Here is a 13457-nt window from a genome sequence, read left to right on the forward strand (position 1 = left end):
GGATGATGTTCGCCTATCCAGGCCGATAACTTAAAAGACCTTGCTGATCGTCAGCTGCAAAGCCGTCTTGCCGAGGAACTTGCCGTTGGCCGGCGAAGCGTAAGCCGTTTTACCGGCATTCGTGCCGATCACCGCCAGCGCGCCGGTCACCAAGCCGAAGTCCCTGGTCGCGCCGATCTTCCAGTCCGTGTAGCTGGAGGCGTCATTGTGCTTCACCTTCTGGTGGCCGGCATGCAGATTGACGGTGAAGCCCTGGCCGGCGTCGATATTCGCGCCAATGTCCACATAGCCGCTGTTTTTGCTGTCGACGAAGCCAAACAGATTCGTCACCGCGTGCGAGTACTTTATATAGGCGGGTCCATAACCGAGCTGCCCGTAGATCTCGGTGGTGTCGGCGTTGGCGAAGCCGCGGACGTTTTTGAGGTCGTTGGACGGGTAAACGTAGGTCAGCACGCCGACGTCGTACGACACGGACTCGCTGACCTGTCCGCGCTTGCCGGCGTAAATGTCCACCTCGACGTCGCCATCGCCGCCGGCGTCCTTGGTCCATTTGATGGTCGACAGCCAGGTGCCGACATATAAACCGGTTGGGTTGTTCACATAATCGACGCCGCCCTGCAGCGCCGGTTTCAGGCGGGTTTGCGAGATGCCGCGATAACGGTAGTCGGAGACGACGGCGGCATTGAAGCTGGTTTCGTTATCCGGCTTGGCGACGACGGCCGGCGCGCCATCCTCGGCGCAAGCCTGGCCGCAGACGAAAGCGGCGCTGATCGCCGCGACGAGTACTAGTTTGTTCATGTTGCGGTTCTTTCTAGTGGTTGACAAATTTGGCGACAGGATCGCCGCGATCAAGACGCCGGCCGGTCGACAAAGCGGCCGAATTCGGCGCCGGAGGCGTTTCGGGAAGTGGAAAAAGCGGGCATATCGAACTCCTGATTGATCGTTGCGATACAAACCAGCTTATCCAAGCGCCCGTAAAAACGGTCTAAAAAGTCATGTCCCCGTTGTAAACATCGTGTATAAATTGGCCCGCAGCTATTTTTTGTCCAGTTTTAGGCCTCGATCGCCTCCGGTTGAGGATAGAATACGCAAACGAACGTATAAAACTGTACATAAACCCAGTATTAAAATCACAAGCTTGAACGTATGGCCACTAAAAAACCAGTTTCCGATTACAGCGAATCATCCATCCGGGTCCTCAAAGGCCTGGAACCAGTCAAGCAACGTCCGGGCATGTACACCCGCACCGAAAATCCGCTGCACATCATCCAGGAAGTGATCGACAATGCCTCCGACGAGGCGCTGGGCGGCCATTGCAAGAACATCATCGTCACGCAAAACGCCGACGGCAGCATCACCGTCGAAGACGACGGCCGCGGCATCCCGGTCGGCCTGCACCCTGAAGAAGGCGTGCCGACGGTGGAAATCGTCTTCACCCGCCTGCACGCAGGCGGTAAGTTCGACAAGGGCTCGGGCGGCGCGTACGCCTTCTCGGGCGGTCTGCACGGCGTCGGCGTATCGGTCACCAACGCGCTGTCGAAGCGCCTGGAGATCACCGTCTGGCGCAAGGAACCCGATGGCACCGGCCTGCACAAGCTGGCCTTCGAACACGGCGACGTGGTCGAGCCGCTGTCCTCCATCGTCGCGCCGCGCGACGGCAAAAAGTCCGGTACCCGCGTCACCGCCTGGCCGGACGCCAAATACTTCGACTCGCCGGCGATCTCGCAGACCGAACTTCAGCGCCTGCTGCGCTCCAAGGCGGTGCTGCTGCCCGGCGTGACCGTCACCCTGGCCAACGCCAAGACCGGCGAATCGCAAACCTGGCAGTACAACGACGGCCTGCGCGGCTATCTGACCGAGGCGCTGGCGCAATCGACCGACGGCGAGACCCTGATCCCGCTGTTCGAGGGCGCGCAGTTCGCCGGCCCGGACGCCGAAGGCTTCGCCGAGGGCGAAGGCGCGGCGTGGGTGGTGGCGTGGACCGAGCAAGGCGCGGTGGTGCGCGAATCTTACGTCAACCTGATTCCGACGCCGAACGGCGGCACTCACGAGTCGGGCCTGCGCGACGGCTTGTACGGCGCCGTGAAGAACTTCGTCGAGATGCACTCGCTGCTGCCGAAAGGCGTCAAGCTGCTGCCGGAGGACGTGTTCGCGCGCGTCTCGTTCGTGTTGTCGGCCAAGGTGCTGGACCCGCAATTCCAGGGCCAGATCAAGGAACGCCTCAATTCGCGCGACGCCGTGCGCCTGGTGTCGACCTACTCCAAGCCGGCGCTCGAGTTGTGGCTGAACCACCATGTCGATTACGGCAAAAAGCTGGCGGAGCTGGTCATCAAACAGGCGCAATCGCGCCTGCGCTCCCTGCAAAAAGTCGAGAAGAAGAAATCGTCCGGCGTGGCCGTCTTGCCGGGCAAGCTGACCGACTGCGAATCGAGCGACGTCCATCGCACCGAATTGTTCCTGGTCGAGGGCGACTCGGCGGGTGGTTCGGCCAAGATGGGCCGCGACAAGGAATTCCAGGCCATCCTGCCGCTGCGCGGCAAGGTGCTCAACTCGTGGGAGACGGACCGCGACCGCCTGTTCGCCAACAACGAGATCCACGACATCTCGGTGGCTATCGGCGTCGACCCGCACACGGCCGACAGCACGCCCGACTTGTCCGGTCTGCGCTACGGCAAAATCTGCATCCTCTCCGATGCGGACGTCGACGGCTCGCATATCCAGGTGCTGCTGCTGACGCTCTTCTTCAAGCACTTCCCGGGCCTGATCGCCAACGGTAATGTCTGCATCGCGCGTCCGCCGCTGTACCGCGTGGACGCGCCGGCGCGCGGCAAGAAGCCGATCCAGAAACTGTACGCGCTCGATCCGGGCGAGCTGGTGGCCATCGAGGACAAGCTGCGCAAGGACGGCCTGAAGGAAGGCGCCTGGTCGATCTCCCGCTTCAAAGGCCTGGGCGAGATGAACGCCGAACAGCTGTGGGAAACCACGATGAATCCGGACACCCGCCGCCTGCTGCCGGTGTCGCTAGGCGCTTTCGCCCACGGCGAATCGGCCGCGCGCTTCAATATGCTGATGGGTAAAGGCGAAGCCGCCGCCCGCCGCGCGTGGATCGAAGAACACGGCAACGAAGCCGAAGCCGATATTTAATTTTGAACGACTATGACTCAAGCAAATCTCTTTGACGAATCCGCAGCGGCGCCGGCCCAAGCCGGCCAGCCGCCGCAGCCCCCTGTGCCTCCCGTTCCGCCACAAGGCGGCGACGGCGACGGTCCGCCCGACGGCGGCGATGGCGGTAACGGTGGCGACGGCGGCGAAACGCTGACCCTGTCCACCTTCGCCGAACGCGCCTACCTCGATTACGCCATCTCGGTGGTCAAGGGCCGCGCGTTGCCGGACGTGTGCGACGGCCAGAAGCCGGTACAGCGCCGCATTCTGTACGCAATGAACGAAATGGGCCTGAACCCGACCGCCAAGCCGCGCAAATCGGCCACCGTGGTTGGCGACGTGCTGGGCAAACTGCACCCGCACGGCGACCAGTCGGTGTACGACGCCATGGTGCGCATGGCGCAGGACTTCTCGCTGCGCTATCCGCTGGTCGACGGCCAGGGTAACTTCGGCTCGCGCGACGGCGACGGCGCGGCGGCGATGCGATACACCGAGGCGCGGCTCACGCCAATCGCCAAGGTGCTGCTCGACGAGATCAACCTGGGCACGGTCGAATTCCAGGCCAACTACGACGGCTCCACCGAGGAACCGTGCCTGCTGCCGGCACGCCTGCCGATGGTGCTGCTGAACGGCGCCTCCGGTATCGCGGTGGGCCTGGCGACGGAAATCCCGTCGCACAACCTGGGCGAGGTCACGCAGGCGGCCGTCGCCATGATCCGCAATCCGAAGATCTCGCACAGCGAGTTGATGGCGCTGGTGCCGGGTCCGGACTTCCCGGGCGGTGGCCAGATCATCACGCCGGCGGCGCAGATCAGCGAGATGTACGCCAACGGGCGTGGCAGCATGAAGGTGCGCGCGCGCTGGAAGATCGAAGAGCTGGCGCGCGGCCAGTGGCAGGCGGTGGTCACCGAACTGCCACCGGGCACCTCGTCGCAGAAAGTGCTCGAAGAGATCGAGGAGCTGACCAATCCCAAGATCAAGATGGGCAAGAAGGCGCTGTCGCCGGAACAGATGGCGCTCAAATCGCTGATCCTCAACTCGCTCGACACCATCCGCGACGAATCGGGCCGCGCGGCGCCGGTGCGCCTGGTGTTCGAACCGAAGTCGAAGAACCAGGATCAGACGGAATTCATGCTGATGCTGCTGGCGCATACCTCGCTCGAATCGTCGGCGTCGATCAACCTCGTGATGATCGGCGGCGATGGCCGTCCGCGCCAAAAAGGCCTGGGCGAGATTCTGCAGGAATGGATCGACTTCCGCTTCATCACCGTCACCCGCCGCACCAAGTTCAAGCTGGGCAAGGTCGACGCGCGCATCCATATCCTGGAAGGCCGCGAGACCATCCTGCTGAACATCGATGAAGTGATCCACATCATCCGCAACTCGGACGAACCGAAAGCGGCGCTGATGGAGCGCTTCCGCCTGTCGGACATCCAGGCCGAAGACATCCTGGAAATCCGCCTGCGCCAACTGGCAAGGCTCGAAGCGATCAAGATCCAACAGGAATTGGCCGAACTGCGCAAAGAAAAGCAGCTGCTGCAGGACCTGCTCGACAATCCATCGTCGATGAAGCGCGCCATCATCAAGGAAATCGAAGCCGACACCAAGCAATACGGCGACGCCCGCCGCACGCTGATCGAAGAAGCGCAAAAAGCCGTGGTCGAACAGAAGGTGGTGGACGAACCGGTCACCGTCATCATCTCGGAAAAAGGCTGGATACGCGCGCGCACCGGCATCGGCCACGACGCCACGCAATTCACGTTCAAGGCAGGCGACACGCTGTACGGCGCGTTCGAATGCCGCACGGTCGACAACCTGCTCGCCTTTGGCAGCAACGGCAAGGTGTACTCGGTGCCCGTGGCTGCGCTGCCGAACGCGCGCGGCGACGGCGTGCCGATCACCACCTTGATCGACCTGGCTTCCGGCGCGCGCATCCAGCACTACTTCGCCGGTCCCGCCGCGACGCAACTGATGATGGCCACCAGCGCGGGCTTCGGCTTCATCGCCAAGGCCGGCGACATGGTCAGCCGCATCAAGGGCGGCAAGGCCTTCGTCACCCTCGACGAGGGCGACGTGCCGCTGCCGCCGGCGGTGGTGGCCGATGGCGCGAGCGCGGTCGCGGTATTGTCGGCCAACGCGCGGGTGCTGGTGTTCGGCATGGACGAAATGAAGGTGCTGACCAACGGCGGCCGCGGCGTCATCCTGATGGAACTGGACGACAAGGAGACCTTGATCGCGGCCAAGCCGATCAGCCAGAAAGGCGTGATCGTCTCCGGCATCGGACGTGGCGGCAAAGCGCAGGAAGAGCGTCTGTCGGCGTCGGCCCTGGCGGTCCACTTCGGCAAGCGCGCCCGCAAAGGCAAGGCACTGGCGACGAAGATCAAGCCAACCTCGCTCACCCCTATCGTCTGATACAACTCCGGGGTCACGTTACCGACCCCGGATCGACAAATCTCTGGACGAAAAAAAAGACGGGCAAGCCCGTCTTTTTTCTATTGCGCGCTAATTAATGCTTAGCGGCGGCTTCTTTAACTTCTGCTGCCGATTTGGCTTTGACAGCATCGGTCTTGTTGGCGGCCAGCGCTTTGTCTTCGGTGGCGTCAACGGTTGCCTTGATCGCTTTGGCGTCGGCTTTCACGGCCTTTTTGTTGGCCTTTTCTTCGGCTTTAGCGATGTTCTTTTCGCCTTTGGCGGCGGCTTTGGCTTTGTCTTCCGGGTCTGCCTTGGCGATTTTTTCGTTCGCTTTGGCGGCTTCCACGTTTACTTTAGCCTGGGCTTCGTCGTGGGACTGGTTGGCTTTAGCGACGGCCTTGTTGGCTTTCTTGTCGGCTTTAGCGTCAACTTTCATCTCTTTCTGTTCAGCCTTGGCGACGTCCTTGTTGGCTTCTTGCTGCGCCTTGGCGACTTCGTTGGTCTGTGCAGGGGTCTGTGCGAAAGCTGCGGTTGCGAACAGGCCGGCGATCAGGGTAGCGATGATTTTGCTCATGATATTTCCTCTCAAGTTTAATTTGGATGCGTTCTTATCTTATTAAGGCAGGGCCTCGGGCCTTGCCTGCGTCGCGCTCTTGTTTAGAAGCGCCAGATCACGTATCCAGAATAGCAACCCAAGCCGATGAACTCTGTACGGTAGCGTACTTAAACCGATTATTCGCTTTTCGGACGGGAGTAGAGATCGATGATGGTGCTGATCCCGTCCGCGCACACGGAACAGAATTTGTCGCTGCGGTCGAACATGATGCACTGCATCTCGGGACGGTAATAACCCTTGGCCTCGTAGTTGGCGCCTTCGAAGGCGCCCACCACGTGGCGGTTCGGATCGCGCGAGAACAGTTCGTTGGTGTGCTGAAGGTCCTTATGGAACAAGGCGCTCATCTCCGACTCCGGCCGGTCGGCTTTGCGCAGCGCGACGCGCTCCTTCTGGTACTCGCGCGACGCCGCCTCGTAGTCGTCCTTCTTCCACGGCGTCGGCAACGGCGTGCCCTGCTTGACGAACTTTTTCCACTTTACGTTGGTCGGATCGTGCAGCGCCGTCGCATTCGGCTCCCAAGGCTCCGGGCGCGTGGCGCCGCCCGTGGCGTAAGCCACCGGCGAGGTGTAGTACTCGTCCGCCAGTCCGGCGAAGTGGTGGCCGAATTCGTGCACAAACAGATAGTTGGCCCAATCGTTGTTGGCCGCCGCCGTGCTGAACTGGCCGAAGATGCCGCCTCCGCCATAGGTGTCGTTGTTGACGAGGATTTCGATGAATTCGTAGGGCGCGTTCTGCGCCAGTTCGCGCAGCGCGCGGTTGTCGGTGGTCAGCACATAACGCTCGCTGCCGAAGATGTCGTAGCGGGTGCCCAGCGGCGACGAATGGTGCACGCCGGTCGATGGCCGCGACACCCCCGATTCCTGCGTCGGCAAGGCCAGCGCCCAGACGTTGAAGTCCTTGGCGCGCTCCTTGAACGGCGAGGTGTTAAACAGATGGTCGGCCAGGCGGCGCGCGGTCGCCTCGAACTTCTTCATCTCGCCGGCCGTGTAGCCGTCGCCCAAAATCAGCAGGTCGACCTTGTCCTTCGACGGGCCGTTGACGCGGATGCCGATCGGCTTTTCCGGCGCGGGCGCCTGCTTGCGCACCACGTCCATCGCGTCGGTGTCGACGCTGGTCGTCCACACCACGGAGAAGGCGCCGCGCTCGTCGCGCTTGAGGATGCGCACTTTCACCGGCTTGTCCGGTTTCGGAAAGCGCACCGACTCCTGGAAGCCGCGATTGGTCTTGCCGGCTTCCTCGGTGCTGGCCCATTCGGCGAACACGGTTGAAAAACCGCGCGAGTACAGCAGCTTGCCGGATGCGGCGTCGACCACCTCCACCAGGTTGTTGCCGCGATTGGTGTCATCGATGGTGCGGCGCATGTCGCCCGGCCACGGCAGCGGCTCGATCACCACGCGTTCCATCGCGTACTGCTCGTTGAGCGCGTTGCCGCTGTGGATGTAGTCGAGGCGGACGGTGGCCGGCTGGTCGGTCGCCGCCGGCGTGGCGGCCGCGCAAACGGCGCCGGCGGATAGCGCCGATATAAACAGCGCGGCGATCAAGCCTCGAGAGCGTGCAAAGAGTGTCATGGGAATCCTGGCGGTCGATTGAAAACGTGTCCGCTATTTTAATCCCGTCGCGCCCCGGACCTGCCTAGTTTTTCGGCGTCGTCAGCGACTGCCCGATATCGAGCGGGCGGATATCGAGCCTCACGTTAAGGATCGAGTAGCTTTGCGGCGCCGCCGACGCCGATGCATAGCCGACGCTATCGCGCGTTTTCCGGAAGGTGAACTGGAAGCCCAGTTCCGGCAGCAGCGATTGCGGCCCGCTGGTGGCGATGCCGATCGCCTCCACGCGGCGGTTGACGATCAGGCTTTCCATCAGCTCCACCACCGCGTTCCTACCAAGGATATCGGGCGAGAACACCGGCTGATGCAGTACTTCATGCGCGGCCCGCAGCCGGCCGCCGGCCTTGGCCTCGGACGGCGTGAAGGTATGCGAGGCCAAATCGTAGCGGTCGCCCCGGTCCAGATAGCTGATCACCGCATTGGAGATGTTGAAGCCGGCGCTGGCGGTGTCGGTGGTCGCGCGCGACAGGTCGATTAGCAGCGCGCCCTTGTGGCCGACGATTTCCACGTTGCGGCGGTTGTCGACCACCATCGCGGTGTTCTCGTCGATCCCCAGTCCGAATTTGTAGCCTTTCTTTAGCATCGCCGGGATCATGCGGGCGAAGCGTCCACGCACCAGCAGGTGCTGGTCGACGAAGACATCGTCGCCGATGAAGCCCAGGCCGGGCGCGATCTCGCGGCCGTCGTTGACGCCGCCGCGCAGGGTGCCGAACACCGATTGGGGCGAATAAAACATGGTGCTGCTCATGATGGCGGCGCCCGCGCTGTCGCCGGCCACCACGCCGCCTTTGCGGTAGACGTCCCACACCGCCTCCAGCACCGCGCTGCGGCTGCCGTCCTCGCGCACCAGCGCCTGGGTGATGCGGGACTGGTCGCCGCCAGAGAAGAACACGCCACCGGCGCCGCGCACGGCCGCCGCCTGTTCGCCATCCTCGGCCACCTGGCGGAAATCGCTGCCGGGCAGACGCACCGCCAGCGGCACCACGAAGGCCGCCGCGCCGTAGCCATTGAGGCGGCCGACGATCATGTCGCCCGTCCGCTGCGGATCGGCCGCCGCCGACGGCAGCACGGCGATGCGCGCGCCCGGCCCGCCGGCCAGCGCGACGATGCGCTGCCAGACTTCGGCGTTGTCGCCCCGCAGACCGCCGCCGATGATCACCAGCGTACCCTTGGGAGCAGGCGACGCCGACGCAGCAGCGGCAGCAGCCGCTGCTGCATCAAGCGGAACGGCCAGCATCAGGACCATCCGGATCAGGTGCTTCAACATGGTGCCTGGTGTGCGCATGGCAGCCGACTCCCCAAATAAAAACGGGACGGTGCTTTAAGCGCCGTCCCGTCGAATATAACCCGATTTGCCCGCTACCGGTATCGGTAAAGCGGCTGCTGCAGTTGGATCGGCCGGATGTCCATCCTCAGCTTGAGCACCGAATAGGCCTCCACCTCGGTGGAGCTGTAACCGACGCTATTGATGGTTTTACTGAAGCGGAATTCAAAGCCGATGTCCGGCGCCGAGTCGCGCGGGTTGCCGAAGGCGATGCCGATGGCCTCCTGCTGGGCGTTGTCGATCAGGTTCACCATCAGGTCCAACACCGCGTTGTTCCCGAGGATGTCGTTGGTGAAGACGGTGCCGCGCGTATCCGGCTGGTTCGGATCGAGCTTGTTGTCCGCCTTGTCGGCCGATGGCGTGAACTCGCGCGACACCAGGTTGAATTTGTCGCCCCGGTCCAGATAACTGATGGTGGCGTTACTAATATTGAAACCCTTGATGCCGCGGTCCGTGATCGCCGCCGACAGATCGAGCAGCAGCGCGCCACTGTAGCCGATGATTTCCACGTCGCGGCGGGCGTTGACCACCATCGCGCTGTTCTCGTCGATGCCCAGACCGATCTGATAACCTTTTTTCAACATCACCGGGATCATGCGGGCGAAGCGGCCGCGCACCAGCAAATGCTGGTCGACGAAGACGTCGTCGCCGATGAAGCCCAGGCCCGGGGCGATCTCGTTGCCCTCGGTGACGCCCTGCTTGAGCATGTCCAGCGTCGCCTTGGCGTCGTAGAACATGGTCGTGCTCATGATCGCCGCGCCGGCGCTGGAGCCGGCCACCACGCCGCCGTCGCGGTAGACGTCCCACACCGCCTCCAGCGCTAGCGTACGCGAGCCGTCCGGCCGCACCAGCGCCTTGGTGATGCGGGCCTGGTCGCCGCCGGTGAAGTAGATGCCGGTGGCCGAGTGGATCAGCGCCACCACCTCCGGATCCTCGGCGGCCTTGCGGTAATCGCTGTTGGGCAGGGTCACGCCGAGCGGGATGAAGAACGCCTGGGCGCCGTATTGATTGAGTTTGTTAACCGTGTTCTGCGCCGACTTCTCCGGATTGATCGAGGCCGATCCGAACACGCCGATGCGCGCGCCACGGCCACCGGCCAGCTGCACGATGCGCTGCCAGACTTCCGCGTTGTCGGCGCGCAGGCCGCCGCCGATGATGACCAGGTTGCCCGCCGGCGGCGCCAGCACCGGCTTGGGCGGCGGCACCGCCTTGGCAGGTTTGCTGGCCTTGGTTCCCGACTGCGCCTTGGCCGACGACGCGGCGGCCGCTCCCTGGGCCGCATGCGCGCTGACGCCGGCGAACACCAGCAGCCAAAGCAAGCAAAGGCGCTGGAACGTAAAACCTGTAAATTTCATGTTGCCCTTCCAATGATGAAACCGGCGCCGGGGGCTTACGCGCGGCGCCGTGGTAATACAGATGATACCAATCAATTACTTAAGCATGTATTACATTGTGGGGGCTTTCATTTGAATGCGTAAGTGGCGCTGGCGAAGAAGCGGCGGCCACGCGGGTCGGTGTAGGTCGGATCGTAACCGGACAGGAAGAAATACGCCTGGTTGGAGAACGGCGGCGCCTTGTCGAACAGGTTCTGGATGCCGGCGCGCAGCTTGAAGGACTTGCTCACCTGCCATGCCCCCGACAGGTCCCACAGCGAATACGAGCTGACGTCGTTCGGCGCCACCACCGTGCCGTCGTCGGTGTTGATGGCCGAGTTCTGGTCATGGTAGCCGCTCGAGAAGGTGTTCGACAGCGTGGCCGAATACGGTCCCTTGTCCCAGTCGAAGTTGATGGTATGGCGCCAGCGCTGCACCACGCCGTCGGTGACGAAGCGTCCCAGATTGCTCACAAACGGGTCGTTGTTGTCGTTCTGGATCTTCGAGTTGAGCACATAGGTACCCGACAGGCGCCCGCCGAAATTGCCGGCCCAGGTGCGCACGCCGCTGTAATCGAGGATCACGTCGATGCCGGACGCTTTTTGCGCGCCGCGGTTTTCCTTGCGCAGTTCGATGTAGTCGATCACGCCATCGTCGTCGCGGTGCACCAGGTTGCCGTACTTGGCCAGGTTGCCGAGGATGATATCGTCGCCGATCTCGCTGATCAAATCGGTGCGCTTGATGTTCCAGTAGTCGATCGTCATCGAGGCGTTTTTGCTGGGCTGGATCACCATGCCGGTCGAGAACTGGCGGCTGCGCTCGGGCTTGAGGTTGACGTTCGAATAGCGGCGCGTGCTCCAGTTGTCCGCGCAATCGGCCAGGGTGGCGTCTTCCACCGCGCAGGCGACCGGATCGGGCAAGGTGGCGGTGACACTATATATAGTCGAGCGATACAGGTCGGTCATCGACGGCGCGCGGAAGCCGCGGCCGGCCGAGGCGCGGAACAGCATGGTCTTGGTCGGGGTGTAGCTGACGCCGACCTTCGGGCTGGCGGCGCCGCCGATCACCTGATAGTGGTCGTAACGGGCCGACAGCTGCGCCTCCCACTGCTTGGTGAACGGCAGCAGCAGCTCGCCGTACACCGCCTTGACCTTGCGGCTGTTGCTGTAGGCGCGCTCCTCCTCCGGCGCCGGATCGTTGTTGATGTTGTCGCTCAACAGCAGCTCCGACGGGTTGTAACTGGTGCGTTCGCGGCGGTACTCGCCGCCGACGGCCAGCGCGGCGTCGCCGCCGGGCAGCGCGCCGATCGCGTGCGACAGCTTGAAATCGACCGAATCCATGGTGCCGCGCGCGCGCCGCGCGACGTCGTCGACCTGGATGCCGTTGAGCAGATCGATGCCGGCCTGGCTCGATGGCCCGAATGGATTGATCAGGCCATCGGCGATCCCCTGCAGCATCCGGTCCTTCAGCAGGTAACCGTGGGTGTCGCGGTCCTTGATCTTGTTGACGCTGTGGTTGACGCCGAAATCATAGTCCCAGCCGGCGGCGGTGCCGGTCAGGCCGACCACGTAGCGCTGGCTTTCGCTGGTCAACTCGGTGGCGCGGCGGCCGGCCTCGTTCATGCGCATGCGCAGGCCGACGGTGACCGGCGCGTCCGGATCGGCATCCTCCTCCGGCGACAGCGTGAAGCCGGCAAAGGCCGGAATCTTCTTGTAGTCGATTTCGGCGTCGTCGGCGCGCGCGCCGGAGCCGATGTACCAGGTTTTCGAGCGGCTCAGCGCCACCTCGGCGTACAACTGGCTGTTCGGCGTGAGCTGCAGTACGCCGCGCGTGAGCAGGTTGGTCTTGTCCGATTTGGGGAACAACTCGGTGTCGCGCATGTAATCGTAGGTGCAGGCGTCGATGCCGCCGATGCCGGCCGGCAGATACAGGTTGGCCGGCGCCGCGCAGGTCGGCACCGATGGATTGATGGTGCGGTTGGTGATCGGCTTGCCGTTGATGAGGAAATTCTGGGCCTGCAGTTCGTCGCGCTGGGCGCTGGAGAGGCGGATGTTGGCCGGCGACGTATAACCAGACAACAGGTGCGGCAGGCGCTCGGGCACCCGCAGATCGCCGATGAAGTCGCGCTGCGAGGTGCTCAGCGCGTTCGATTTCTGGATGTCGGCCACGGCGAAGACGTTGAAGCCGTCCTTGGCCAGGTCGCCGAAACCGGCCGTGATGCTGGCTTTGCGCTTGCCGGCGCCGCCTTCTTCGGTTTTGAGGCCGTAGGCGTTCAGCTCCACGCCCTGGTAATCCTTGCGCGTGATGAAGTTGATCACGCCGCCGATGGCGTCGGTGCCGTACAGCGCCGAGGCGCCGTCGAGCAGCACTTCGACGCGCTGGATCGCCGCGGCCGGGATGTTATTGAGGTCGACGCCGGTGTCGTCGCCGGGCGAGGCGAAATTGGCCATGCGCCGGCCGTTGAGCAGCACCAGCGTCGACGAGGTGCCGATGCCGCGCAGGTTGGCGCTGTTGAAGCCGCGCTGGTCGCCGCCGACATTGATGCTGGCGCCGTCGGTCAGGCCGCCGACGTTGGCCGACAGGCGGGCCAGGATTTCCGAGGCGGTGGTCACACCCACCTTGTCGATTTCCTCGCGGGTGATGACCTGGACCGGCAACGCCGTCTCCGACTCGATGCGCCTGATCGCCGAGCCGGTGATTTCCACACGCGGCATCGGCTTGGCGGCCGGCGCCGGCGCGTCCTGCGCGGAGGCATCCTGCGCCAGGGCCAGACCAGGTTGGCCAAGGACGCCGATGACCGCGCCCAGACCGATCGCGCGGCGCACCGAGCGCGCCATCGTGGAAATTCGCATGCCGTGCACTTCTGCCATATTTTTCTCTCTCGCCGGTAGTTATGATATATGTTAATAATTCTAATCAACTAACTGTACGCACATCGCGCCGAAAACTCAAGAAAGCGCCGT

General features: G+C 63.4%; 8 protein-coding genes. 2 read left to right on the forward strand and 6 right to left on the reverse strand.

Going from position 1 to position 13457, the window contains the following annotated elements; genetic code table 11:
- Positions 1-30: 30 nt before the first annotated feature.
- Positions 31-798 (reverse strand): TorF family putative porin, encoded by a 768-nt coding sequence (locus ACZ0BA_RS18945; protein ID WP_463452752.1) that lies wholly within the window; start codon positions 796-798, stop codon positions 31-33.
- Positions 799-1146: 348 nt separating this feature from the next.
- Between ACZ0BA_RS18945 and ACZ0BA_RS18950 the strand changes: the two genes are divergently transcribed.
- Both ACZ0BA_RS18950 and parC read left to right on the forward strand, forming a co-directional pair.
- Entirely contained in the window at positions 1147-3144 is a 1998-nt protein-coding gene (locus ACZ0BA_RS18950; RefSeq protein ID WP_463452753.1) for a DNA topoisomerase IV subunit B, read from the forward strand.
- Between the two features lie 12 nt (positions 3145-3156).
- Positions 3157-5574, forward strand: coding sequence for a DNA topoisomerase IV subunit A (gene parC, locus ACZ0BA_RS18955; RefSeq protein ID WP_463452754.1), 2418 nt, complete (start codon positions 3157-3159; stop codon positions 5572-5574).
- A 94-nt stretch (positions 5575-5668) separates the two neighbouring features.
- Here the strand turns inward: parC and ACZ0BA_RS18960 are convergent, their stop codons facing one another.
- The 5 genes from ACZ0BA_RS18960 to ACZ0BA_RS18980 all read right to left on the reverse strand — a co-directional run bounded on the left by ACZ0BA_RS18960 (position 5669) and on the right by ACZ0BA_RS18980 (position 13346).
- Positions 5669-6148, reverse strand: coding sequence for a hypothetical protein (locus ACZ0BA_RS18960; protein WP_463452755.1), 480 nt, complete (start codon positions 6146-6148; stop codon positions 5669-5671).
- A gap of 158 nt (positions 6149-6306) precedes the next feature.
- Positions 6307-7758 (reverse strand): IgA Peptidase M64, encoded by a 1452-nt coding sequence (locus ACZ0BA_RS18965; RefSeq protein WP_463452756.1) that lies wholly within the window; start codon positions 7756-7758, stop codon positions 6307-6309.
- A gap of 64 nt (positions 7759-7822) precedes the next feature.
- On the reverse strand, positions 7823-9082 hold the full coding sequence (locus ACZ0BA_RS18970) for a cyanophycinase (RefSeq protein WP_463452757.1): 1260 nt from the start codon (positions 9080-9082) through the stop codon (positions 7823-7825).
- A gap of 74 nt (positions 9083-9156) precedes the next feature.
- Positions 9157-10476 (reverse strand): cyanophycinase, encoded by a 1320-nt coding sequence (locus ACZ0BA_RS18975; protein ID WP_463452758.1) that lies wholly within the window; start codon positions 10474-10476, stop codon positions 9157-9159.
- A gap of 107 nt (positions 10477-10583) precedes the next feature.
- Positions 10584-13346 (reverse strand): TonB-dependent receptor, encoded by a 2763-nt coding sequence (locus ACZ0BA_RS18980; RefSeq protein ID WP_463452759.1) that lies wholly within the window; start codon positions 13344-13346, stop codon positions 10584-10586.
- Positions 13347-13457 lie beyond the last annotated feature (111 nt).

It is taken from the genome of Duganella sp. AC917 (assembly GCF_979258245.1).